The sequence below is a fragment of the Neoasaia chiangmaiensis genome (assembly GCF_002005465.1).
Taxonomy (GTDB): domain Bacteria; phylum Pseudomonadota; class Alphaproteobacteria; order Acetobacterales; family Acetobacteraceae; genus Neoasaia; species Neoasaia chiangmaiensis.
Map to the genome: position 1 here is coordinate 1,485,858 of NZ_CP014691.1, position 24,289 is coordinate 1,510,146.

Consider the following 24,289-nt stretch of genomic DNA (forward strand, 5'->3'; position numbering starts at 1 on the left):
CTTCACGGTGTCCCCCCGTTCAGGAAGGTTGTGTTGGGCACGCCCTGAGGATTGTCACGCGCCTTCACCTCGGCATCGTAGCTCTCCTGCGCGCGCTTGATGATGAATTCCCGGATATGCTCGATCTGCGTCGGGTTCATGGACTTGTCGAAACGATCCATGCCGTAGGCCGTCAGTGCACCGCGACCAACAAGATTGTAGAACTTGTCCTGGCCACGAATGGCACCCGACCAGCGCAGATCCGGCAGCGTGCCACCAGAGATCGCGTTGTCGCCATGGCATGCCGCGCAATAGGTCTGGAACTGGAAGTAACCATCGGCCAGCGCCTGATCGTCAGCTTTCGCCGACTGCTCCGGCGGCTTGACGGGGAGGAAGCCCTTGTCGTTTTCCGGCGGCAGCTTGTCCTTGCCGTCCAGCGCGAAGGCGATGACACGGGAATGGTTGACCGTCCAGCCGGAGCTGCGCGCCGCGCCACCCAGGAAGAACGGATAGATGCCGCCCCAGCCCACTTCGACCGCGACATACTGCTTGCCATGCGCGGTATAGGTCACCGGCGGCGCGATAATCCCGCTCTGTGCCGGGAAGGTATAGAGGTCCTTGCCCGTGGCCGCGTCATAGGCATGGAATTCGCCACTCGCGAGACCCTGGAAGATCAATCCACCGGCCGTCGTCAGCAGACCGCCATTCCACGGCCCCTTATGATCGATCGCAAACGCCGGCGCCTGCTTTTTCGGGTCCCAGGCAATGATCCAGCCCTTCAGATCGCTGAAGAATTTCTTCTTCGCCGCGATATTCTCAGGCTTGTTGTCGTCCAGCAGCCCGATCTTGTTCATATCCAGACCGAGGTTCCAGCTGTCCGGATGGGCCTTGAAGCCGCCTTTCTGCTGGTCATAGACAAACGGCACTTGCTGCGCCGGGATGTAGACGTAACCGGTCTGCGGGCTATACGACATCGCCGCGAAGTTATGGCCGCCGAGATCGCCCGGAATGCCATACCAGGGCTTGCCGTTCAGCGTCCAAAGCGCGTCCGGATTATAGTTCGGGCGGCCCGTCTTCGGGTCGAGGCCATTCGCCCAGTTCTCGTAGACGTAGTTTTTGCCCGAGAGGAACTCACCCGTCTTGGCATCGAGGATGTAGAAGAAGCCGTTCTTCGGCGCATGGACGATCACATGGCGCATCTGCCCGTTGATCGGCATGTCGAGCGTCATGATCTGCTGGACAGAGGTGTAATCCCACTGGTCCATCGGCGTTTCCTGGAAATGCCAGACGTATTCGCCGGTTTCCGGCTTGATCGCCACGATGCTGCCCAGGAAGAAATTATCGCCCTTGCCGCCGGAACGGAACTTGTAGTTCCAGGGCGAGCCGTTGCCGACGCCGAGATAGACCAGATCCGTCACCGGATCGTAATTGATCGAGTCCCAGACCGTTCCGCCACCGCCCTGCTGCTTCCAGGCGCCATCGCCCCAGGTCGGATAGGCCTTGGACATCAGGATCTTGTCGGACGCCGCGCCATCGGGCTTGTTTTCAGGGTTCGGCACGGTGAAGAAGCGCCAGTCGAGCTTGCCCGTCTCGGCATCGAAAGCGGAAACGAAACCGCGCGCGCCGAATTCAGCACCACCGTTGCCGATGATTACACGTCCCTTGGCAATGCGCGGCGCGACGTCGATCGTATACGAGCGCTGATGACCGAGTTCGGCTTCCTTGGGAATGGTGTAGACGCTCCACACCAGCTTGCCGGTCTTCGCGTCCAGCGCGATCAGCCGTCCGTCGAACGTGCCGAAATAGACCTTTCCGTTCCAGTAGGCCGCGCCACGATTGACGGTATCGCAGCACCCCTTGTCGGCGATGTTGCCCGGCACCTTGGGATCGTAGGCCCAGAGCAGCTTGCCGGTCGCCGCATCGAGCGCCTTCATCTTGGACCAGTTCGTCGTGGCATACATCACGCCATCGACGATCAACGGCGTACCTTCCTGACCGCGATTCGTATCGAGATCGTAATGCCAGGCAAGTTTCAGGTTGCCGACATTGCTGGTGTTGATCTGATTCAGCGGGCTGAAACGCTGTTCGGAATAGGTGCGCCCGTAAGTCAGCCAGTTTTCCGGGTGATCGTCAGCATGCACGATCGCCGCACCTGTATCGCTCCCGGTGTCGCTTTGGGCAAAGCTGGTCGATACAAGAGGAAGTCCCGACGTTCCGACTGCGAGGCATCCAGCCAGAAGTAACGTCTTGGCGCTGAAGCGCTTCTTTGGATCTAATGTCATCGACCGCTTATCTCATCCTCAAAACAAGTAGATGAACAGAAACGGCCAAGAAACGGTAGACAGGATCAAACCGAATTTCGAGAACCGACCGTCGTGCCGTCCATCCAAAACTCATGTGGCGATACCTGCCACGACACCGGGTGCCACGTCCCCTTACGATTTGGTGAATAGCATTCCGATTACGCATACCTCAATGGAAAAACCTGTAGGAAATCGCCATTTACGCCACATTGCATTCCCCGGATCACCGCGTTTTTTACAACATGAAAATAGCGGCATAGATCCTAGAACCATAGAAAACATGCCTTTTTGCCCTTGTTGCGAATGCGTCTCGATATCTTGTGGCTCCTTTTTCCGCCATGCGCTCAACGCATGAGTTTGGCGCAATATCCTTTCTTTAATTTGAATGTCGTATCGAACCCCGCCGCTGAGCTGTACGGCTTGCATTGTCCGACCGCCCTCACCTTTATCGGATGCTTCCCACTTCCAGGAGGATGCCATGCTCAATCGATTTCTTTCCGTAACCATCCATCCCCGCATCTTCGGTCGCGGCCGAAACACTTCCGATCACATTTCCGTTAACACTTTGAAACAGAATTTACTTGGCCATTTCCTGATTTTGGCATTCTTCACCGCCATGGTTCGCCCAGCACATGCCGCGCCTGTCGATGGCACACTTTCCCTCTCCCATGCCCGCGCAGCTGCCATCGCCGCCGAGCGGCACGCCGAGCATCTCTCGACGCAGATCGTCGTCACCATCGTCGATGGCGGAGGCCATATCCTGCTGACCGAGCGCATGCCCGGCGCGCAGCTGGCCAGTCTCGAACTCGCGCATCGCAAGGCCATCAGCGCCGTCTATTACAAGCGGCCGAGCAAGGCATTCGAGGATGCACTGGCCGGCGGAAAGATGGCCGTGCTGGCGCTGCCGGACGCCATGCCGGCGGGTGGCGGGCTGCCGATCGTGCAGGGCGGCATCGTGATCGGTGCCATCGGGGTCAGCGGTGGCAACAACGCCCAGGATCAGGAGTCGGCCCAGGCCGGTCTCGATGCGCTTTCGATCGGAGACAAAACGCAATGACCACACCGGATGTGCCGCTCGATGGCGATCGCCGTCGCTTCATGGGTGGGGCACTGGCCACGGCGGCGCTCGCACTCATGCAAGGCACCAGACCCGCGCATGCCGCAACGGCCGACGACGCAGCCTTCCTGACGCTGTCGCGCGCCATCACGGGAAAGACCGACCTCAACGCCGAAACCGCAGCACGCCTGCGCCCCCTGCTGGGGCGCAGCTTCGACGGTCTGGACGCGCGACTGCGCCAGCTGGCGCCCCTGGCCGCGCAAGGCGCCACGCCGGAAGCGGTGGCGGATGCCGCCGAAAAAGCCGGTCTGAAGGACGATTTCTTCCGCATCCTGACGGCCTGGTACACAGGCTCGGCGAAGATCGGCCTCAATGCGCCGATGGTCGCCTATTACGAAGCCCTGATGTATCGGCCCACGCGCGATGCCCTGCCGGTGCCGACCTACTGCTTCGGCGAGCCGGGCTGGTGGACGCAGGATCCACCCCCGCTGGGCGTGCCGCTGGAAGCGCCCAAACCCGTCACGCCCCCGCCGCCACCGCCGGTCGCCGTGGAAACCAGGGCGCCGCCGACCACCCACGTCATCCCGCCCAAGCCCGTCTCCTCGCATCCCATTCCGAAAGGCCGATAAGTGGCTACCTCTTCGAGTTCCACCGGTGACATGCATGCCGATGTCGTCGTTGTCGGCACCGGTGTCGTCGGTGCCATGATCGCGCATCAGATGGCGCAACAGGGCCACTCCGTCATCATGCTCGAAGCGGGGCTGCGACGCCCGCGCGGCGAATTCGTCGAACGCTGGCGCGACATGTCGTTCTACAATCGACTGCATTCGGACTTTCAGGGCCTCTACCCACAATCCGAGAAGGCACCCGCCCCGCTCTATTTCCCCCCGAACGACTATGTCGGCCTGCACGGCCCCAACGGCTCGGCCTATCAGCAGGGCTATCTGCGCGTCGTCGGCGGGACGACATGGCACTGGGCCGCATCGTGCTGGCGCCATCTGCCGGTCGATTTCACCATGCAGTCGAGCTACGGCGTCGGGCGCGACTGGGCGATCTCCTACGACGAACTCGAACCGTATTACTGCCGCGCGGAAGAGGAGATGGGCGTCTCCGGCCCGCACGATCCGGCATTGCAATCGCCCGCGCAACGCTCCCGCCCTTATCCGCGCGATATGATCCCCTTCGGCTACGCCGACCGTCGTGTCGCGGAGCTGGTCAATCCGCACGGCTTTCAGGTCGTGCCGATTCCACAGGGCCGCAGCATCCAGCCTTATGGCGAGCGTCCCGGCTGCTGCGGCAACAACAACTGCCAGCCGATCTGCCCGATCGGCGCCATGTATAACGGCATCCAGCACGTCCAGCGCGCTGAGGCCCTGGGCGTGCGCGTCCTGGATCAGGCCGTTGCCTATCGTCTGGATACGGACGACCATAACCGCATCACGGCCGTCCATTATTACGACGCCGGGCATCAGAGCCATAAGGTGACCGGCCGCGCCTTCGTGCTGGCCTGCAACGGCATCGAAACACCGCGCCTCCTGCTGCTGGCCGCCAACGAGCGCAATCCGAACGGTATCGCCAATTCGTCCGATCAGGTCGGGCGCAACATGATGGACCACTCGGGCATCCACGCCACGTTCCTGGCCAACGAGCCGCTCTGGTTCGGGCGTGGGCCGGCACAGAGCAGCTGCATCGTCGGCGCGCGCGACGGCGAATTCCGCAGCAGATATTCCGCCAACAAGATGATCCTCAACAACATCAGCCGCGTCGTGCCGGCAACCGAGCAGGCTCTGGCCCTCGGCCTGACGGGCGAGGCGCTGGACAACGAAATCCGTCGCCGCGCGGCCTGCGGCGTCGATCTTTCCGTGAGCCTCGAACCACTGCCCGATCCGAACAATCGCCTGACCGTCAGCAAAACCCGCAAGGACCCCCACGGACTCGGCTGCCCCGACATCTATTACGATGTGGGCGACTACGTGCGGAACGGCACGCAGGCGGCAGTCGACCAGATTCGCCAGATCGCAGGCCTCCTCGGCGGCACGGAATTGCGCATCACCACCAACTACAACGCCAACAACCACATCATGGGCGGCTGCATCATGGGCCACGACCCGAAGGACTCGGTGGTCGACGGCAACTGTCAGGCGCACGATCACCCCAATCTCTGGCTGCCGGGCGGCGGCGCCATGCCCTCCGCCAGCGTGGTGAACACCACCCTCAGCATGGCCGCCCTCGGCCTGCGCGCCGCCGACTCCATCCACGCCGCGTTTCAGGCGACCAAGCTATGAGACGTCCTTTCCTGAATGCCCTCCGGGCCGCCGCCACCGTGCTTGCGATCGGCACGGCGACCGCCCAGACGACACCACCGGACGCGCAGATCGCGCGCGGGCGCTATCTCGCCACCGCCGCCGATTGCGCGGCCTGCCATACCAACCCCTTCGGCGGCAAAGCCTATGCCGGCGGCTATGGAATAGCCTCCCCGCTGGGCTCGATCTACGCGACGAACATCACGCCATCGAAACAGTATGGCATCGGCGATTATTCGCTCGCGCAATTCACCCGCGTGCTGCGCGAAGGCATCCGCAGGGATGGCGCGCATCTTTATCCGGCCATGCCGTATACATCCTATACGAAACTGACGGACGCGGACATCGCCGCACTCTACGCGTATTTCATGCATGACGTGGCGCCCGTGAACGTGCCCGGCCCGAAAACAAGCCTGCCGTTCCCGTTCAACATCCGCGCATCGATGATCGCCTGGAACGCGCTGTTCCTCGACGAGCACCCGCTCAGGAGCGATCCCAACGAGCCCGAAGCCGTCAATCGTGGCCGCTACATGGCCATCGCATTGGGCCACTGCGATACCTGCCATACGCCCCGCAACGAACTGATGGCGGAAAAATCGGATCGTCCACTGGCGGGGGCCGCCATCGCCTCATGGTACGCGCCGAACATCACCAATGGTCCGGCAGGCATCGGCGACTGGACCGAGGACGATCTCGTCCAGTACCTCAAGACCGGCGATGTGCCCGGCAAGGCGCAGGCAGCAGGTCCCATGGCGGAAGCCGTGGAACACAGCTTCCAGTATCTGACCGATGGCGACCTGCACGATATCGCCGCCTATATCAAACACGCCGCCCCGCTGCCCGATCTCGACCAGACCCAGCCGCGTGACGCCTTCGGCCACGCCGGTACGGACGAGGCCCTGCTGCGCGGCAACCCGCAGGTCCAGGATTCGGGCGAGCGCATCTATCAAAGCGAATGCGCCTCCTGTCACCGGCCGGACGGTCGCGGCAGCAATGACCATTACTATCCGCAGATCTTCCGCAACTCCGCCACGGGAGCGAATTCCGCCAACAACCTGATCGCCGCGATCCTGCTGGGCGTCGATCGCACGGTGGACGGCAAGCGCGTCTATATGCCGGGCTTCGGCGCATCCTCCTTCGTGCAGCCGCTCTCCGATCGTGAGATCGCGGATGTCGCGAACCATGTGCTCAAGCAGTTCGGCAACGCGCATGACCACGTCACGCCCGATCAGGTCGCAGTCATCCGGCAGGGCGGCCCGAAGCCTTTCATCGCACAGGTGAGCCCTTATATCCTGCCCGCCATGATCGGCGGCGGCATCCTGGCCATCCTGCTCGTGGCAGGGGGGATTGCGGTCTTCCGTCGGCGCGCCACGCGCTGACGGATAAAATACCATCGGTTCGGGATTTGTCGTTCGGTGATCCCCGCGCCATGTTGTGGGAATCATGGATGACGACGCCTATCTTCCCATCGCCCTGCGCCTCGATGACGCTGAAGCCCTTGTCGTGGGCGGCGGCGGCATCGCCGCGAACAAGACGAAGCTCCTGCTGGGTCGCTGCCCGCGCATTCTGGTCATTGCGCGCGACCTGAACGACGAGATGCGGCACTGGCAGGCAGCGGGCCGTATCGACATCATTGAATCGGACGCAACCGATGCGCTCCTGGAGGCGCATCTGCCGCGCCTGCGTCTTGTCTTCGCCGCCACGGACGATCGCGCCGTCAACCGGCGCGTTGCCGAACTGGCCCGCGCGCATCGCGTGCCTGTCTGCGTCGTGGACGATCCGGAACCCTCCACCTTCATCACGCCCGCCATCATCGATCGCCGCCCCGTGCAGATCGCCATTTCCACGGGCGGCGCCGCGCCCGTCCTGGCGCGGCGCCTTCGCACCCAGATCGAAACCCTCCTGCCCGACGGCCTCGGTGGCCTAGCCCGCTTCATGCGGGCCCAACGCCACTGGATCAGGACGAATCTGCCCGACATGATGCCACGGAAACGCGCCTGGGAAGACTTTCTGGACGGACCCGGCGTGGAGGCGGCCCTCGCCGGCGAAACGGAAAAAGCGCGAGAAATGCTGGCGGCGGCAGCCGAGCACGCCCCACGCCGGGGGGAGGCATGGCTGGTCGGCGCCGGCCCCGGCAATCCGGATCTGCTCACGCTCGGTGCCCTGCGCCTCATGCAGAATGCCGATAGTGTCCTCTACGACCAGCTTATTCCCGAATCGATTCTGGATCGCGTGCGCCGGGATGCCGAGCGCGTTTTCGTCGGCAAGCAGCGCAGCAGGCACACCCTGCCACAATCCGAGATCAACGCCGAAATGATCCGCCGCGCAAAAGCCGGCGAACGCGTCCTGCGCCTGAAGGGGGGCGATCCCTTCATCTTCGGGCGCGGCGGCGAGGAAATGGCGGCACTCACCGCCGCCGGTGTCAACGTGCGCGTCATTCCTGGAATCACGGCCGCCAGTGGCTGCGGCGCGGCAGCCGGTATCCCGCTGACGCACCGCGATTGCGCCCAGAGCTGCATTTTCGTCACCGGCCACGCCCGCGCGGACGGCACCCTGGACCTCGACTGGCCTTCCCTTGCCCGGCGCGGCCAGACACTGGCGGTCTATATGGGCCTGACACCGCTTGCCCAGTTTGCCGAAAACCTGCGCGCGCACGGACTGCCGCCCGACTGGCCTGCCGCCATCATCGAACGCGGCACGCGCACCGATCAGCGCGTGCATATCGGAACGCTCTCCACCCTTGCCCATCTGATCGAAACCGAAGGGATCGTCAGCCCGGCACTCACGATCATCGGCGAGGTCGTCAACTACCGCCTCAATGAATCCACTATGTAAACTTGTTAATAGTGAATTATGTCTTTGCACCTCTCTTGTTGATTGTTTAAAGACCCCCACGTAACGCATTCCTCCTTCAGCGCATGGGACGACTTTCTTCAATGGCGGTGACTCACGACGAACTGCACCATCTGGACGGCACGCCCGAAACGGCATTGCTGGCGGTGGCGCTGCGTATGTTGCAGGGGCGTATCGCTGTCGTTTCCTCCTTCGGCACGGAATCCGCCCTGCTGCTGGCCATGGCGGCGGAGATCGATCCTGCGGTCCCGGTCCTGTTTCTCGAGACCGGTCGCCATTTCCCCGAAACGCTGGCCTACCGGGATATATTGACGCAGCATCTCGGCCTGCGCGATGTCCGCAGCATCGCGCCCTCGCCGGGGGCGCTTGCCAGCCGGGACCCGCAAAACCAGCTGTCCCATTTCGACCCCGATGCCTGCTGCGCCCTGCGCAAGGTCGAACCGCTCGACACCATCCTGCCCCCCTTCGATGCGTGGATATCCGGCCGCAAGCGAAGCCAGGCCACCACGCGCGCGGCATTGCCGACGCTGGAGCGCCAACCGGACGGCCGGCTGAAAATCAATCCGCTGGCCAGCTGGACACCACGCGACATCGACGTGGAAATGACACGCCGCGACCTGCCGCGTCACCCTCTGGCAGCACTTGGTTACACTTCGATCGGCTGCGCGCCCTGCACGCGTCCTATCACGGAGGGCGAAGACCCCCGCGCCGGACGGTGGTCCGGGATGGAAAAAACCGAATGCGGCATTCACCAGCCGACATGAAAGACGAGAGAACGATGACCAACCTGGCGGAAGAACGCCCCATGGACGATCTCGACCAACTGGAAGCACAGAGCATTTTCGTCCTGCGCGAGGCCTATCGCAAGCTGCGCCCGCTGGCCCTCCTGTGGTCGCTCGGCAAGGACAGCAACGTCATGGTCTGGCTCGCGCGGAAGGCTTTCATGGGCCGCGTGCCGTTCCCCGTCATGCATGTCGATACCGGCAAGAAATTCCCGGAGATGTACAATTTCCGCACGGAATATGCGAAGAAATGGAATCTCGACCTGCTCCTTGGCGACTGCCCGCCGATCGAGGAGATCGACCCGTCCCTGCCGCCCGCCGCCCGCTCGGCAGCCCGCAAGACGGCCGGTCTGGCAAACCTGATCGACAGACACAAATTACGCGGCGTCATCGCCGGCATCCGCCGCGACGAACAGGCGACCCGCGCCAAGGAACGCGTCTTCAGCCCGCGCGGCGCCGGCCATCGCTGGGACGTGCGCAACCAGCCGCCCGAATTCTGGGACCAGTACGCCACGCCGTATGAAGACGGCATGCATATCCGCGTCCATCCGCTCCTGGCGTGGCGCGAAATCGACATCTGGCGCTATATCGAGCGTGAGAACATCCCCCTGGTCGACCTGTATTTCGCCCGGAACGGCAAGCGCTACCGCTCGCTCGGCGATCAGGACATCACCAGCCCGATCGACAGCGATGCCGCAACCGTGGCCGAAGTGATCACGGAACTGGAAACCAGCCGCACGTCGGAACGAGCCGGCCGTGCCATGGACCATGAAGCCGAAGACGCCTTCGAACGTCTGCGCGTGGCGGGGTATCTGTAAGATGGGAGACATCATGAACACCGCCGCGACCCCGGCAACGCTGCGCGCCGCGGCGACGCCGATCGTCATCGTCGGCCATGTCGATCATGGCAAGTCCACGCTGATCGGCCGCCTGCTGTATGACACCGACAGCCTTCAGGACGGCAAGCTGGCGCAGATCGTCGAGAGCAGCAGGAAACGCGGCCTGACCATCGAATGGAGCTTCCTGCTCGACAGTCTCCAGATCGAGCGCGATCAGGGCGTGACGGTCGATTCCACGCGCATCCCGTTCCGCCTGGGCGAACGGGAGTTCGTCATCGTGGACGCGCCCGGCCACCGGCAATTCCTGCGCAACATGATCACCGGCGCGGCGGACGCGGAAGCCGCCGTGCTCGTGGTGGACGCACAGGAAGGCGCACAGGAACAGACACGCCGCCATGCGATGCTGCTGCGCCTGATCGGCATCCGGCACGTCATCGTCCTCCTGAACAAATCCGACCTGCTGGACTTTGACGAAGCGAAGATCGCGCAGGCGGAAACAGATGTGCGCACACTGCTCGCCCGTCTGGAGATCACGGTGGAAGCCGTTATCCCGGCTTCCGCCCGCGATGGCGACAACATCGCCAGCCGCTCGGACAGGGCGCCGTGGTATCGGGGACCGACCCTGACGGAAGCCCTGGCCGACGTACCCCCGCCGGCATCCCGCCTCGCGCTGCCGTTCCGCATGCCGGTGCAGGATGTCTATCGCTTCGACGACGTACGCTATGTCGCCGGACGCATCGAGCGTGGCACCATCCATGTCGGGGACCAGATCGCGATCGGCGCCCAGGGGCAGGTCGCAACGGTCGCGGAAGTCTGCCGCTGGCATGCGCCAGTGCGCCCGGAAGCGGGCGCAGGCGAGTCCATCGCCCTGCGTCTGGAACCGGACCTGGTGCCGGACCGCGGCGACCTGCTTTTCCCGGCCCATGATCCGGCCGCCGCACCGGAACGCTCGGCGCGCATCCGGACGCGCCTGTTCTGGCTGCGTAGCGAACCGCTGCATGTTGGCGAAAGCTTCACGCTACGTCTGGCCACAGCCGAGCATGACGTCACGGTCACGAGCATCGACGCCGTGGTCGATCTGGACGACCTGACGCTGAACCCCGGCGACAGCGTGCCGCCGGATGGCTTCGCGGAGATCACCCTGTCCGCATCGCACGCGGTGCTGTTCGATCCCTTCTCGCCCGGCTTCGGCGACGGGCGCGGCGTACTGGTGGACCGCTACCAGCGCATCGTCGGCGGCGCACCGCTGATCGGTCCGGCAGCCCTGCCCGAAGGTGGCCACGCCATCCATCCCACGGCCAGTCGTCTGGATGCACAGGCCCGCGCGGCGGCACGCGGCCATGACAGCGCGGTCTTCTGGCTCACCGGCCTGCCCGGCTCGGGCAAGAGCACTGTCGCGCGGCAGGCGGAGACGGACCTCGCCGAACAGGGCATTCAGGCCACCGTGCTGGACGGCGATACACTGCGCGCCGGCCTGTGCAGCGACCTCGGCTTCTCCCCGGCGGACCGCCGCGAGAACATCCGCCGCGCCGCGCATGTGGCCCGGATACTGGCGGAAAGCGGTCAGGTGGTCATCGTGGCGCTCGTCTCCCCGCTTCAGGCCGACCGGGATCTCGCGCGCCAGATCGTGGGCGAGCGCTTCCACGAGGTGTTCGTCGACGCCACGCTGGAAACCTGCGAGGCACGCGACCCCAAAGGGCTGTATGCCGCCGCACGCGCCGGAAAGATCCCGGCATTCACAGGCGTCAGTGCGCCCTATGAGTCACCCGAAGCGCCTGAACTGCGTCTCCCCACGAACGGCACGACGGCAGAGAGCGTCGAGACGCTTGTCAGGTTCGTCACCGGGGAAGTGGGCCACGCATGAAGCGTCCGACAAGACTGGGCGCGGGCGAAAAGCTCGTCCTGACGGCCAACCGCCTTCTGGACGGTCATATTGTCTGGCGCGATGCGTCAGGCATATGGCATCCCTCGATCACGCACGCGGCCCTGCTTGACGCGGATCAGGCGGAGCACATCCTGGCCGGGACGAATGCGCAGGCGGAAGGGCTGGTCGGCATTTATGAAGTGGCTGTCCATCCGGCCTCCCCACCCATGCCGACCAGCGTGCGCGAGCGCATCCGCGCTTTCGGCCCCACTGTGCATCCGCAATTCGCCACGGAACTGGAATCATGAACGCGCCGATCGGTCACTACCAGTATGACAGCATCGACCGGGATTTCCTGGCTGCGCGCATCGACGAATTCGCCGATCAGGTGGCCCGTCGCCTGGACGGGCGCCTGACGGAAGACGAATTCAAGCCCCTGCGGCTGATGAACGGCCTCTATCTCCAGCTGCACGCCTACATGCTGCGCATCGCCATTCCATATGGCGTGCTCGACAGCCGGCAAGTGCGCATGCTGGCGGAGATCGCGCGCCACTACGATCGTGACTACGGCCACTTCACCACCCGGCAGAACATTCAGTTCAACTGGATCAGGCTGGAGGACACGCCGGAGATCCTGCGCAAGCTGGCCAGCGTGGACATGCACGCCATCCAGACCAGCGGCAACTGCATCCGCAACGTCACGTCCGACCAGTTCGCGGGTGCGGCGGCGGACGAAGTGCTGGATCCGCGCGTCCATGCCGAAATCCTGCGGCAATGGTCCACGCTGCATCCGGAATTCACCTTCCTGCCGCGCAAGTTCAAGATCGCCATTTCCGGCAGCCCGAACGATCGCGTGGCAGCGCGCTTCCACGATATCGGCATCATCGCGCGCCCCGGCCCCAACGGCCCCTTGTTCCGCATTTTCGTGGGAGGTGGCATGGGCCGCACGCCAGTCGTCGGGCAGGAAATCTTCGATGCCGTGCCGGAAGACGAACTGCTGGCCACGCTCGAGGCGATCCTGCGCGTCTATAACGCGTATGGCCGACGCGACAACATCTACAAGGCGCGCATCAAGATCCTCGTGCAGGCCCTGGGCATCGACGCCTATCGTGACGCCGTGCGCGCCGAACTGGCACGGATGAATCTGGACGACTACCGCCTGACACCGGCCATGGTGGACGCCATTCGCGCACGCTTCGCGACCCCCGAACTGGATGCGCCGGCGGATGCCGCAGAGCGCCTCGCAGCAGACCGCGCGCGGAACCGGACCTTCGACCGCTGGGCGCGCAGCAATACACATCCGCACCGCGCGCCGGGCTACATCGCCGTCACCGTTTCACTCAAGCCACCGGGCGGCATCCCGGGCGATGCGACATCCGCCCAGATCGACCGGCTCGCCGATCTGGCCGACACCTACAGCTTCGGCGAACTGCGCATCACGCATATGCAGAACGTCGTGCTGGCCCATGTGCGGCAGGACCGTCTGTTCGCCCTTTGGGAAAGCCTGCGGGAGGCCGAACTCGCCACGCCAAACGTGGGGCTGATCGGCGATATCATTGCCTGCCCCGGTCTCGACTACTGCGCGCTGGCCAACGCACGATCCATCCCCATCGCGCAAAAGCTCGGGGCGCGCTTCGGCGATGCCGATTTGCAGGAGCAGGTCGGCGCGCTGCGCATCAACATCTCGGGCTGCATCAACGCCTGCGGCCATCACCATGCCGGCCATATCGGCCTCCTCGGCGTCGACAAGCGCGGCGAGGAGTTCTTCCAGATCACGCTCGGCGGCCGGTCGGACAATCAGGCTGCGATCGGCGAGATTCTGGGTCCGGCCCTGCCGGAGGACGACACGGTCGATGCGATTGCCCGTATGGTCGACCGCTATCTCGTGATCCGCAGCACCGGCGAGACATTCCTCGACACCCTCACGCGCCTTGGTGACGCACCCTTCAAGGAGGCGGCTTATGAAAAGGCTTGATCTCAGCGGCCGCGCAACCGTCGGGTCCGTGGCCGTCCCGTTCGAGGAACTCGCCACGCAACCAACTGCCCGCGGAGTCGTCCTGACGCCGGACGTGGCATTCGAATCACTTGCGCCCTACCTCCCGCAGCTGGATCTGGTTGTCGTGACCTTCCCGATCTTTCGCGACGGACGCGGCTTCACGCAGGCCCGTGCCCTGCGCGAATATGGCGGGTTCACCGGCGAAATCCGCGCGACGGGACACCTGCTGCCCGATCAGGCCAACCACCTCCGCCGCGTCGGCATCGACAGCGTCGAGTTGCCCGATGATGCCGACCCATCCCCCTGGGAACGCGAGCGGCATCGCTTCCATACGGCATATCAGTTCTCCGTCGGCGGCGAATCCGGGCCGCTTTCCGGGCTGCGTCGGGCGTTGACCTGATCCAGCACCCCGCGCGCTGCCCGATTGTGCGGCGCGCCCGGTCGCCAGATGGCGCCATGCGCCATCGTGCTGCCTCACGACATCCTGACAGGCGGTGACCGCACGTCACGCCCCGAAGAGACTGATCCCGCCCTGAATGACGGGTCCATTCCCGCAATGCAGCTTCATATCGCCGGTTGACCGTCGCCCGCTGCATCTCGAACGCGCACGGGCATCACGTGAAACCCTCTGATCCGCCCGGCATCCGAACGAACCTGATTATGAACATTTCAAGAAACCGTTAACGCCCCTCTGTTCTCCTGAATATGGACCGTGAAGAAGGCGATGGTCAGAGACAGGGAAGATAACCCGCTATGCTTCACTTCGCACCGTCGTCCACAGGCTCACTCATCGCGCTTGGCCTTTGTTTCCTTCTGGTATGCATTTTCGAATTCGCCAATGGATTTCACGATACGGCGAACGCCGTGGCGACCGTCATCTACACGAACTCGCTCAAGCCCCGCGTGGCCGTCGTGTGGTCGGGTCTGATGAACCTGCTGGGCGTCATCCTGGGCGGCATCGCCGTCGCCTACGCGCTCGTCGAACTTCTGCCACCCGATGTGCTGACGCCGCCCAACGGTAATCCGGCCGTGCCGATGCTCGTCGCCCTGTTCGGCACGGCGCTGGCCTGGAACCTGTTCACATGGTGGTTCGGTATTCCGAATTCGTCATCGCACTGCACGATCGGCGCGCTGATCGGCATCGCCATCGGCGATTCGTTCATCCATGCGCGCGATCTCGGCCATAGCGTGGACTGGAGCCAGATCTGGAAAGTCCTGCGCGCCCTGGCCATTTCACCCCTGCTCGGCTTCTTCCTGGCGGGCCTGCTCTATCTGGTCATCCGCGCCGTCGTGCGCATGCCGGCACTCTACACGCCGCCCAAGCCGGACGAGGCGCCCAATCCAATCGTCCGCGCGCTGCTGATCCTGACCTGCACTTCGGTCAGCTTCTCCCATGGCAGCAACGACGGACAGAAGAGCATCGGCCTGATCATGCTGACGATCATCGGACTGATGCCCGCGACTTTCGCGATGAACCCCGCCCACCCGACCGATCGCGCCCATCTGGCGCAGATCGCCCTGTCATCCCGCCCCCTGATCGCGCAATACGACCGCTATTCCTTCAAACCCGATGCCCTCGCCTCGATCGATCGCCTGGGCACGCCGAGCAACCCGGCCACCCCGTCCGAAGTGCGTGGCGACGTCTATGAAATCCTCTCGGGCCTTCGCGCGGTCAGCGCCAATCCGGCCGCCTCGGGCCAGGAGAAGCACGACGCCGCGCGTCTGGCGGCCGACCTGCGTCCCGACGTGGAATACGCGCCTTACTGGGTGCGAGTCCTCAGCGCCCTCTGCCTCGGCATCGGCACCATGGTCGGCTACCGCCGCATCGTTCACACGCTGGGTGAAGGCATCGGCAAGCAGCATCTCACCCCCGCGCAGGGTGCCGCTTCCGAACTGGTCGGCGCCGGCCTGATCGCCTCCGCCGGTTACACCGGGCTACCGGTCTCGACCACGCATATCATCACCTCCGGCGTGGCCGGCACGATGGTCGCCGCAGGGTCCGGCATCAACATGAAGATGCTCGCCAAGATCGCACTGGCCTGGGTCTTCACCCTGCCCGTCACGATCACCGTTGCCGCAACGGTGTTCTACGTTCTGTCCTGAACGGCCGATACGACGAGGATCAATCCGACGCCTCCGGCTGCAACAGCAGCCGGACCTGACTGCGCAACGCGTCCATGGTGAAAGGCTTCACCAGGACGCGCATATTATCCTCGAGCACACGGTCCGCGAATACCGCCTGCTCCGCATAGCCCGTGATGAACAGCGTCCGCAGACCCGGTCGCACCACGCGTGCCGCATCGGCCAGTTGCCGACCGTTCATGCCACCCGGCAACCCCACATCCGTCACGAGAAAATCCAGCGCCCGGTCCCGGTCCTGCAGGATCGCAAGCGCCGAGAGGCCATCCGCTGCCTCATGCACGGTAAAGCCCATTTCCTGCAACGTCTCCCGCGCCACAAGGCGCACGGTCGGCTCGTCGTCCACCAGCAGAACATCCAGCGCCCCGACCGTCGCCAGATCGTCGGCCACCGCCTCCTGCGACGGGAATGTCTCCGACACCGCCTCGACCGGCAGATATTTCGGCAACATCAGGCGCACCGTCGTCCCCTGCCCGATACGCGATTCGATATCGACCCGCCCGCCGGACTGACGCGCGAAGCCATAGATCATGCTGAGACCCAGCCCGGTTCCCTGTCCCAGCGGCTTGGTCGTGAAGAACGGATCGAAGGCACGCGCCAGAATCTCCGGCGCCATGCCGACCCCGGTATCCGACACGCTCAGCACGAGATAGGGGCCGGGCATCAGGTCGCGGTCGCGCGCTTCCGTGCCGCGCAGGTCGCAATTGGTCGTGGTGATCGACAGGCAACCGCCATCCGGCATCGCATCGCGCGCATTGATGCACAGATTCAGCAGCGTGTTCTCAAGCTGGTTCGGATCGACCAGCGTCCGCCGCAGCCCAGGCTGCAATCGCACATCCAGCGTCACGGACGGTCCGATCGTGCCGCGAATGAGATCGATCATGCCCTCGATCTGCGTGTTCACATCCGTCGGGCGCGGATCGAGCATCTGCCGGCGCGAGAACGCCAGCAACCGATGCGTCAGGGCCGCCGCCCGGCCCGCGGCATTCTGCGCCGAGGCGATATAACGCATCAGCCCGTCGGTCCGGCCCTGGGCGATCCGCCGTGACAGCAGTTCGAGCCCACCGCCGATACCGCTCAGCAGATTGTTGAAGTCGTGCGCCAGACCGCCCGTGAGTTGCCCGACCGCCTCCATTTTCTGCGCCTGACGCAACTGCTCCTCAAGCTCGATCCGGTCCGTCACGTCACGACCGATGGAGTAGATCTCCGCCCCCTGCGGCACGCCGGACCAGTTATACATCCGCCACGTGCCATCCCTGTGCCGCAGACGCAGGTCAAGCTGCCGCACCGGCTGCGCCGCCCGCAGGCGCCGCATCGCCTGCGCCGCGGCCTCGATGTCGTCGGGATGGACCAGCGTCTCGAACGCCCGACCCAACAGCTCCTCCGGCGTGTAGCCCAGCGCATGGCGCCACGACGGATTGATCCGCCGCAGGCAGCCCAGACGATCGAACACCGCGAGAAGATCACCCGTGATCGACCAGATGTTGTCACGCTCGCGCGTGCGCCGCGCCACCTGCTCCTCAAGCGTTTCATTGATGCGCCGCAACGCGACCTGCGCGCGCGTCTGCCGGATCGCGGCCCAGGTGCGATCGGCAACGGCCTGCGCGAAAGCACTGTCACCCTCCGTCCAGTGATAGACACGCGGGAAATGCACGAACACGATGGCGATAAGCCGCCCGGCATCGATCAACGGCACGTTCATGAAGGCCCGTATGCCCAGCGCACGCAGCTGGGGCGCCGTGTCGACGGTGCGCGCATCGCTTTCGATGTCGTCGACCGCCACGACCTCACCGCGCTTCAACGCATCCACATACTGACCGTAGGCGGAGAAAGCATGCAGCCCGACGACGCTCCGCTGTATCGCATGCGCGCGCCAGTCGGCCTGAACCGTCACCAGTTCACGCACATCGTCCACATCGCCGAAGCCCGCCTGATCGGCCTTCAGCACACGCCCCAGCACCGCGCCGCACAGCCGCAGCATCTCGTCGATATCGTCCAGCGCACGCAGGCCGTCACCGAAGCTGACAAGCGCCTCCTGCCGCGCCGTCTCGCGTTTGCGCGCCTCGATATCCAGCAGGATGCCACACACCATCGGCGAGAGATCGCCCATCACGTGGTTGCGCCGCCCACTGGCCTCGATCCAGCGCCAGCCGCCGCCGGGCTCATGCACGCGGAACTCGACCCGGAACGCCTCGCTATGCTCGCGCGCCTGCATCAGCGCGCGATGGATCATGTCGATGTCCGACGCGGCAATACGCTCATAGAACATGCCCAGCGGCACACCCGTTTCCAGACGCGCCGGACTGATCCGCAACACCTGCGCCATGCGCGCGTCGCCCGTGATCTCGTCCCGCACCGGATCGTACCGCCAGGTGCCGAGGATCGCGCCGGCGTCGAGCGCGATATCCATGCGCTCGATCGCCTGATTGGTCAGCGTCTGGTCGCGCGCCACGCTCAGAAGCCGCTCCGGATGACCATCCTTGCCCAGGATCGGCGTGACGACCACCTCCCAGAAGCGCGCGTTGCCCTTGCCGGTCTCGGCATAGGCGCTGAAACGCCCGACCTGCCCCGCCTGCGCGGCGGCCAGCGCCTGTGCGGCAGCACGCTGCCCCGCCTCGCCTCGCCACAGCGACGTCCAGTCGCGGTTCAGCAACGGCGTCGGTGTCTCCAGCTCCATGGCGCGCAGGCCGCCCTCGCTGATGAAGGTCAGATACCCCTTCAGATCGTGCAACTGGATGACGTCGTTCGAACTCGCCAGCATCCGGTGCATGAATGCTTCGCTGACACGTAACGCTTCCTGTGCTTTCAGCGCCGCTGTCACGTCCACGACCAGCCCGCCATAACCGCCGTCACGTTTATGGCCTTCCCAGAGCAGATACCGCACGCTGTCGTCCGGCTGTCGCAAGGCGATGGCGCGTTCCGGCGTATCGCCCAGCCACGCGTCGATCTCCCTGCCGCCATACGTGCTTTCCGGCGGCACGCGCGCCGCAATCATCTCCCACGACACGCCCGCTTCCAGCATGTCGGCGGAAATGCCGAGCAATCCCGCGCAATGCGCATCGCCATGCAGCAACCGCCGTTCACCATCCCAGGAGAAGAAACCCAGAAGCCCGGTGCGCAACGCATCCGTCACCTGCTGGCGGCTCTCGCCCAGTTCCAGTCGGGTCTTTCGTAGCTGGGTGCGATCACGCAGCAGTTTGATGTAACCGATCTGCCGCCCATCGTCGTCCTCAAGGCGCAGCATCTCGCCCGATGCCCAGAAACGGCTGCCATCCTTCCGCCGATGCCAGCGCTCATCCGACGCACGCCCGGTTTCCCGGGCCTGCTTCATCTCGTGGTGCGGTCGCCCCGAGGCGACATCTTCCGAGACGAAGATGGTATCGATCCGACGTCCGAGAATTTCCGCCGCCGGCCAGCCCAGCACATGTTGGGCACCCATATTCCAGCCGGTGATGTGACCCTGTAGATCGAACGTGATGATGGCATCGTCGATCGCCCCATCCAGCATCCGGCGGCGATGATCCGCCTCATCTTTCAACACCAGCAGACGATGCCCGCTCGCCAGAACCTCCGTCGCCATCCGGGCGAAGCGCAAGACGGCCTGCCGGGCCGCCTCGTCCAGCGAGGCCCCGACGCACAACGCACCATGCAACCGGCGATCGCGCCGATGACGCATCGCGAACAGGGACCAGCCGGACAGGGAGGCAAGCCCCGCCTCCTCCGCCGTCGTCACGGGCCGCTCCGCGAGAAGCATCCGCACCCGTTCGCCTGCCGCCACCGGCCAGGCAGCATGCCCGCTCCCGGCCTCGGGAAAGAGGCGCACGCCGGAATCGTCGAAAAGCGCCATCATGACGCGACTGTCGCCAAGCCGGTCCGCTACGGACGCGACGATATCCGCCAGGGCGGCATCGATTTCGTCCGGATACGAGGTCACACTGCTTCTCCCGATCAATCCTGCCCAGTCAAACGCCACCCTGCCACGAAATCAACCGTTTTGGGCTTCTTCGTAGGTAATGACATCGAACTTGGACAAAACCGCCGATCCGAAAGCGGTCGAGATCGCCACATCGGTTGCATCCCGCCCGCGCGCCATCAGGATGCGCCCGATGCGTCGCCGGTTGTGGCGCGCATCGAAAGTATACCAGCGACCACCGAGATACACATCGAACCACGCCGAGAAGTCCATCGGGTCGTCGCAGGGCGGCACACCGATATCCCCGAGATAACCCGTGCAATACCGGGCCGGGATATTCATGCAGCGACAGAACGCTACGGCCAGATGCGCGAAGTCCCGGCACACGCCCACCCGCTCGTTGAAGCCTTCGAACGCGGTGCGCGTGGATCGCGCCTGCTGATAGTCGAATCGAATGCGCTCATGCACGTAATCGACGATCGCCTGCACCCGCGTCCAGCCGGGCGCGACCCCGCCGAACAGGGACCACGCGATGTCGGAGAGCCTGTCGGTCTCGCAATACCGACTGCCGAGCAGATAGACGATCACATCGTCCGGCAATTCCTCGACCGGATGCTGGCGCGCACCGGGCGCCTCGTCGTCAAGCGCGCCGGAATCCTCGACGGTGAACTCGGCCCGAACGCGCAGACCACCCGGCGGCGCCGTCACCCGCGTGCAGACGTTGCCGAACCCATCGCGATAGTCATGGTGCGGCACCGGCGGATCGAAATGCATGAGCTGCGGCGTCCGCAGATCATGGTCACGGCTCGGATGCACACTCAGCATCAATAACAACGGCGTCGAGAACTCGGTTGCGAAAGCGATATCGTAGCCGGTGCGAATGAGCATTGAGTCGTCCTTGTCGATTCAAAACGATACCATATTTCCGCGATACGGTCTTATGCGCCGTCTCTAGCGTTTTTCCGCCGGTCCCGGTTCCCCGGACCATTCACAAAGCCTGAAGATGTGGCACCGGCAACGCAGTGTCGGCGCTGGCGTCGGTGACGCGAACCGTGACATCCATGCCCAGGAAATCCGCCGGCAGGCCGTTCCATGTCCCGGCCAGCGGCACGGCCTGCCGCCAGTCGCGCACGCTGGCCACGCGAATGAGATCGCGCGATCCCACGATGCCGTTGGTCGGGTCGAAATCGACCCAGCCCAGCCCCGGTACGAACACCTCCAGCCAGGCATGCGTCGCGCCGCCGCCGTGATGATGCTCCCCGCGCGGCGAATAGAGATATCCGGTCACGAAGCGCGCCGCGAACCCCAGGCTGCGCACCGCCTCGATCATCAGAACCGCATAATCGCGACATGTGCCGGAACACAGCGCCAGCGTCCGCGCCGGCGACTGCGTGCCTTCCTCGAACCGCGCGCGGTAGGAGAATTCGCTGTCGATCGCCTGCGTCATGTCGCTCAGCAGATCCAGCGTCGGCGTCTCCGCACCCCGCAGGAAGCGCCGCGCCCATCGCCCGACCGCATGATCGGCGTCCTCGATGGAAGGTTCACGCAACCGGCCGAGATCGGGGCTTTCGGCCGCATCATAGCCGAACGGCCATGTCGCGGCGTATCGCGCCACGTCCGACTGACGCGGCGTCACGGGCGTATGGTCAAGCCGCAGGCGATTGACGACCCGCAGCTCCTGCGCGCGCATCGCCGGCGTGAATGACGTCACGACATTGCCGAAGACATCCTGCACATGCCGCATCGCCACCGGCGCGGGCGAAATCTCCACCGACCAGGATTGCAGGATCTGGTCGGCACTGTCGCGGGGACGGCCCAGAAGGCGATGCTCCCCGAAGCCGACGGAACGGCGGTAACGGTAGATCGTCGTATGTTCGACCGAAAGGATCGGCATTATCGATGCGCCCCGCCTGCGATGGGACGGACAGCATCGATATTTTTTCAGCCTAACGCAAGAAACCACTGCGCCATACGACGATCACAGCGATGCGGTGATGCCGCCATCGACCATCAGCACATGACCGTTGACGAAACTCGACGCCTCGGAAGACAGAAACACCGCCGCGCCGACCAACTCCTCGACCTGCCCCCAGCGCGCCGCCGGCGTGCGCTTGCTGAGCCAGTCCGTGAACGCCTCGTCGGCCACCAGCGCCGCGTTCATCTCCGTCGCGAAATATCCCGGCGCCAGACCGTTGATCTGCAAGCCGTGCCGCGCCCAGTCCGTCGCCATGCCTTTCGTCAGGTTCTTCACGGCACCCTTCGTCGCCGTGTAGGGCGCGATGCCGGGACGGGCGAGTTCGCTCTGCACGGAACAGATATTGACGATCTTGCCGCGTCCGCGCGGGATCATGTGCCGCGCCACGGCCTGGCCGACAAAGAACACGGCGTTGAGATTGGTCGAGATCAACGCATCCCAGTCGGCGCGGGGAAACTGGTCGAGCGGCGCGCGACGCTGGATGCCGGCATTGTTGATGAGGATGTCGATCGGGCCGATCTCATCCTCGATCGCCGCCACGCCATCGATGACGGCCGCCTGATCCGTCACGTCGAAAGCCCGGACCTGCGCGTCGATGCCCTCATCCCGTAGCGCACGCCGTGATTCGTCCAGGCGCTCCGGATCGCGGCCGTTGAGAACGACCTCCGCGCCATGGGCTGCCAGCCCGCGTGCCAGCGTCAGACCAATGCCCCTTGAGGCCCCGGTCACGAGGGCACGCCGCCCGGCGAGAGAAAATAACTTGGAATCCTGCAAGACCGTCTCCGTTATCTGCGACTAACGCTTTCCTGCTTAGCAGCGATGGCCGAGACGGGCAGGACAAGTCTTTGTGCGCGCCAGCACGATCACGAAACACCCGCCCCGGGCATCGTGCAGCGCGCACGCGAACCGGTTACGGCGTGCCGGTATCCTGCCGCTCGAAAGCGCCGGCAATGCGCAGATGCACATCGTCGCCCACGACCGGGAGATACTGCTTGATGCCGAAATCACCGCGCCGGATCGTGCCAGTCACCTCGAAGCCAACGGTGAACGCCTTGTCGATCGGATTGACGCCCGATCCCATCAGATGCGCCTTGAGCGTTACCGGACGCGTCACGCCATGCAGCGTCAGATTGCCGATCACCGTCGCGCTGGATTTGCCATTCAACGTGACGGAGGTCGATTCGAACGTCGCGTTCGGATATTGCGCCGCGTCGAACCAGTCCTTGGCCTTCAGTTCGTCCGTCAGCTTCGGCACGGTCGTCTGGACGGAATCGACCGGAATGGTCACCGTCAGTTTCGACGCCGCCGGATGTGCCGGATCGAGCACGAGCGTGCCCGACGCGTTCGAGAAGAGCCCGGTGTAATTCGTGAAGCCGAAATGCGAGAGCGAGAATTCGACCTGCGTATGACCCGGCTCGACATGGTAGGTGCCCGCCTTCACCGCGGTCGGGCTGGTGGACGCCACGCCCTGTGCGTGACCTGTCGAGACTGTGGCAGCAGCGAATACGGCGGCGAGAGATGCGGCACGCAGGGTGCGCGAGGAGATAATCATATTCTTGTCCATTCAGGGCAACGACCGATCCGTTGGGAACGATCGCCGCGTGCTCCGGTTTTTCCTGTTTGTGGGCAGGTCAGGCGTTCAGCGCACCAATCGCCGCCTCGGCCTGGTCCAGGGCCGACGCCCTGGCGTCCTCGCCCTTCGACAGCCCCTCGGCACGGATGAACGTGACGTCCGTCAGGCCGATGAAGCCCAGAACGGCCTTCAGGTAGCTCTCCTGATGATCCAGCCCCGCCGCCGGGCTTCCGGCCGAATAGATACCGCCACGTGCGGAGCCGATGAACACCTTCTTGCCGGATGGCACCAGGCCTTCGGGACCATTCGCGCCATAGCGGAACGTCTTGCCGGCGACCACGATCCGGTCGATCCAGCTCTTGAGTTGCGCCGGAATGGCGAAGTTGTACATCGGCGCGCCGATCACGATCACATCGGCTTCGAAAACCTCGTCGATATGACCGCTTCCCTGCACCAGATCGGCCGTCAGCGATGCATCGTCGACAATGGCGCCCTGAAAAGCCGCCAGATGGCCGCCGGACAGATATCGCAACGGGTTCGCGCCAAAATCGTGATGGACCACCGTCGCATCCGGATGAAGCGCCTTTTCACGCGCGACGATCGATGCCGTCAGTTTGCGGCTGACCGAATGATCGCCCAGAATGCTTGAGTCGATATGAAGAATTTTCATCAGAGCCGTTTCCTCAAGGGAAGCATTGATTGACACGGCTTAT

Annotated in this window: 21 protein-coding genes; 13 read left to right on the plus strand and 8 right to left on the minus strand. The window is 64.3% G+C overall.

Annotated features, from left to right (window positions below; genetic code table 11):
* Window positions 1-2: 2 nt before the first annotated feature.
* Window positions 3-2,261, minus strand: a complete 2,259-nt coding sequence (locus A0U93_RS07040) for a PQQ-dependent dehydrogenase, methanol/ethanol family (protein WP_077806707.1) — start codon at window positions 2,259-2,261, stop codon at window positions 3-5.
* Window positions 2,262-2,414: 153 nt separating this feature from the next.
* The gene (locus A0U93_RS16160; RefSeq protein WP_147150769.1) at window positions 2,415-2,762 is read right to left on the minus strand and encodes a hypothetical protein; all 348 of its coding nucleotides are present in this window, start codon (window positions 2,760-2,762) and stop codon (window positions 2,415-2,417) included.
* An 85-nt stretch (window positions 2,763-2,847) separates the two neighbouring features.
* On the opposite strand from A0U93_RS16160, the gene A0U93_RS07045 reads away from it, so the two are divergent.
* From A0U93_RS07045 to A0U93_RS07100, 13 genes are all read left to right on the plus strand, one after another.
* On the plus strand, window positions 2,848-3,339 hold the full coding sequence (locus A0U93_RS07045; RefSeq protein WP_245825144.1) for a GlcG/HbpS family heme-binding protein: 492 nt from the start codon (window positions 2,848-2,850) through the stop codon (window positions 3,337-3,339).
* Entirely contained in the window at window positions 3,336-3,968 is a 633-nt protein-coding gene (locus tag A0U93_RS07050; protein WP_077806708.1) for a sugar dehydrogenase complex small subunit, read from the plus strand. The genes A0U93_RS07045 and A0U93_RS07050 overlap by 4 nt, the downstream gene beginning before the upstream one ends.
* Window positions 3,969-5,624, plus strand: a complete 1,656-nt coding sequence (locus tag A0U93_RS07055; protein ID WP_245825146.1) for a GMC family oxidoreductase — start codon at window positions 3,969-3,971, stop codon at window positions 5,622-5,624.
* Window positions 5,621-7,021: a cytochrome c gene (locus A0U93_RS07060; RefSeq protein ID WP_077806710.1), complete on the plus strand. Its 1,401-nt coding sequence runs from the start codon at window positions 5,621-5,623 to the stop codon at window positions 7,019-7,021. Before A0U93_RS07055 ends, A0U93_RS07060 begins: the two co-directional genes overlap by 4 nt.
* A gap of 64 nt (window positions 7,022-7,085) precedes the next feature.
* Window positions 7,086-8,477, plus strand: coding sequence for a siroheme synthase CysG (gene cysG, locus A0U93_RS07065; protein WP_077806711.1), 1,392 nt, complete (start codon window positions 7,086-7,088; stop codon window positions 8,475-8,477).
* 101 nt (window positions 8,478-8,578) lie between these two features.
* Entirely contained in the window at window positions 8,579-9,259 is a 681-nt protein-coding gene (locus A0U93_RS07070; protein WP_077806712.1) for a phosphoadenylyl-sulfate reductase, read from the plus strand.
* Window positions 9,260-9,300: 41 nt separating this feature from the next.
* On the plus strand, window positions 9,301-10,095 hold the full coding sequence (gene cysD / locus A0U93_RS07075) for a sulfate adenylyltransferase subunit CysD (RefSeq protein WP_077808402.1): 795 nt from the start codon (window positions 9,301-9,303) through the stop codon (window positions 10,093-10,095).
* Between the two features lie 13 nt (window positions 10,096-10,108).
* Window positions 10,109-11,980 (plus strand): adenylyl-sulfate kinase, encoded by a 1,872-nt coding sequence (cysC, locus tag A0U93_RS07080; RefSeq protein WP_147150771.1) that lies wholly within the window; start codon window positions 10,109-10,111, stop codon window positions 11,978-11,980.
* On the plus strand, window positions 11,977-12,288 hold the full coding sequence (locus tag A0U93_RS07085; protein WP_077806714.1) for a DUF2849 domain-containing protein: 312 nt from the start codon (window positions 11,977-11,979) through the stop codon (window positions 12,286-12,288). The genes cysC and A0U93_RS07085 overlap by 4 nt, the downstream gene beginning before the upstream one ends.
* Window positions 12,285-13,955, plus strand: coding sequence for a nitrite/sulfite reductase (locus A0U93_RS07090; RefSeq protein WP_077806715.1), 1,671 nt, complete (start codon window positions 12,285-12,287; stop codon window positions 13,953-13,955). The genes A0U93_RS07085 and A0U93_RS07090 overlap by 4 nt, the downstream gene beginning before the upstream one ends.
* Complete coding sequence (locus tag A0U93_RS07095; protein ID WP_077806716.1) at window positions 13,942-14,376, plus strand: DUF934 domain-containing protein; 435 nt, start codon at window positions 13,942-13,944, stop codon at window positions 14,374-14,376. Before A0U93_RS07090 ends, A0U93_RS07095 begins: the two co-directional genes overlap by 14 nt.
* A 48-nt stretch (window positions 14,377-14,424) precedes the next feature.
* A complete protein-coding gene (locus A0U93_RS16935; RefSeq protein ID WP_264960655.1) occupies window positions 14,425-14,556 on the plus strand; it encodes a hypothetical protein in 132 nt (43 codons plus the stop codon).
* Between the two features lie 173 nt (window positions 14,557-14,729).
* The gene (locus A0U93_RS07100) at window positions 14,730-16,079 is read left to right on the plus strand and encodes an inorganic phosphate transporter (protein WP_077806717.1); all 1,350 of its coding nucleotides are present in this window, start codon (window positions 14,730-14,732) and stop codon (window positions 16,077-16,079) included.
* Window positions 16,080-16,098: 19 nt separating this feature from the next.
* On the opposite strand, the gene A0U93_RS07105 is transcribed toward A0U93_RS07100, so the two are convergent.
* From A0U93_RS07105 to A0U93_RS07130, 6 genes are all read right to left on the minus strand, one after another.
* Window positions 16,099-20,049 (minus strand): PAS domain S-box protein, encoded by a 3,951-nt coding sequence (locus A0U93_RS07105; RefSeq protein WP_077806718.1) that lies wholly within the window; start codon window positions 20,047-20,049, stop codon window positions 16,099-16,101.
* Between the two features lie 51 nt (window positions 20,050-20,100).
* The gene (locus A0U93_RS07110; protein ID WP_077806719.1) at window positions 20,101-20,916 is read right to left on the minus strand and encodes a transglutaminase-like domain-containing protein; all 816 of its coding nucleotides are present in this window, start codon (window positions 20,914-20,916) and stop codon (window positions 20,101-20,103) included.
* 100 nt (window positions 20,917-21,016) lie between these two features.
* Window positions 21,017-21,922, minus strand: coding sequence for a transglutaminase family protein (locus A0U93_RS07115; RefSeq protein WP_077806720.1), 906 nt, complete (start codon window positions 21,920-21,922; stop codon window positions 21,017-21,019).
* Window positions 21,923-22,006: 84 nt separating this feature from the next.
* Window positions 22,007-22,777, minus strand: coding sequence for an SDR family oxidoreductase (locus tag A0U93_RS07120; RefSeq protein ID WP_174807222.1), 771 nt, complete (start codon window positions 22,775-22,777; stop codon window positions 22,007-22,009).
* A gap of 136 nt (window positions 22,778-22,913) precedes the next feature.
* Window positions 22,914-23,555: a YceI family protein gene (locus A0U93_RS07125; protein WP_077808403.1), complete on the minus strand. Its 642-nt coding sequence runs from the start codon at window positions 23,553-23,555 to the stop codon at window positions 22,914-22,916.
* A 79-nt stretch (window positions 23,556-23,634) separates the two neighbouring features.
* Window positions 23,635-24,246: an FMN-dependent NADH-azoreductase gene (locus A0U93_RS07130; RefSeq protein WP_077806722.1), complete on the minus strand. Its 612-nt coding sequence runs from the start codon at window positions 24,244-24,246 to the stop codon at window positions 23,635-23,637.
* Between the last annotated feature and the right edge of the window lie 43 nt (window positions 24,247-24,289).

Excerpts from the sequence above, each read along its gene's own strand:
- A0U93_RS16160 (WP_147150769.1), bottom strand. The coding sequence starts at position 2,762 with ATGGCATCCTCCTGGAAGTGGGAAGCATCCGATAAAGGTGAGGGCGGT.
- A0U93_RS07095 (WP_077806716.1), top strand. The coding sequence starts at position 13,942 with ATGAAAAGGCTTGATCTCAGCGGCCGCGCAACCGTCGGGTCCGTGGCC.
- A0U93_RS07090 (WP_077806715.1), top strand. The coding sequence starts at position 12,285 with ATGAACGCGCCGATCGGTCACTACCAGTATGACAGCATCGACCGGGAT.
- cysD (WP_077808402.1), top strand. The coding sequence starts at position 9,301 with ATGGACGATCTCGACCAACTGGAAGCACAGAGCATTTTCGTCCTGCGC.
- A0U93_RS07100 (WP_077806717.1), top strand. The coding sequence starts at position 14,730 with ATGCTTCACTTCGCACCGTCGTCCACAGGCTCACTCATCGCGCTTGGC.
- A0U93_RS07040 (WP_077806707.1), bottom strand. The coding sequence starts at position 2,261 with ATGACATTAGATCCAAAGAAGCGCTTCAGCGCCAAGACGTTACTTCTG.
- A0U93_RS07085 (WP_077806714.1), top strand. The coding sequence starts at position 11,977 with ATGAAGCGTCCGACAAGACTGGGCGCGGGCGAAAAGCTCGTCCTGACG.
- A0U93_RS07130 (WP_077806722.1), bottom strand. The coding sequence starts at position 24,246 with ATGAAAATTCTTCATATCGACTCAAGCATTCTGGGCGATCATTCGGTC.
- A0U93_RS07060 (WP_077806710.1), top strand. The coding sequence starts at position 5,621 with ATGAGACGTCCTTTCCTGAATGCCCTCCGGGCCGCCGCCACCGTGCTT.
- A0U93_RS16935 (WP_264960655.1), top strand. The coding sequence starts at position 14,425 with ATGGCGCCATGCGCCATCGTGCTGCCTCACGACATCCTGACAGGCGGT.
- cysC (WP_147150771.1), top strand. The coding sequence starts at position 10,109 with ATGAACACCGCCGCGACCCCGGCAACGCTGCGCGCCGCGGCGACGCCG.
- A0U93_RS07070 (WP_077806712.1), top strand. The coding sequence starts at position 8,579 with ATGGCGGTGACTCACGACGAACTGCACCATCTGGACGGCACGCCCGAA.
- cysG (WP_077806711.1), top strand. The coding sequence starts at position 7,086 with ATGGATGACGACGCCTATCTTCCCATCGCCCTGCGCCTCGATGACGCT.
- A0U93_RS07110 (WP_077806719.1), bottom strand. The coding sequence starts at position 20,916 with ATGCTCATTCGCACCGGCTACGATATCGCTTTCGCAACCGAGTTCTCG.
- A0U93_RS07125 (WP_077808403.1), bottom strand. The coding sequence starts at position 23,555 with ATGATTATCTCCTCGCGCACCCTGCGTGCCGCATCTCTCGCCGCCGTA.
- A0U93_RS07115 (WP_077806720.1), bottom strand. The coding sequence starts at position 21,922 with ATGCCGATCCTTTCGGTCGAACATACGACGATCTACCGTTACCGCCGT.
- A0U93_RS07050 (WP_077806708.1), top strand. The coding sequence starts at position 3,336 with ATGACCACACCGGATGTGCCGCTCGATGGCGATCGCCGTCGCTTCATG.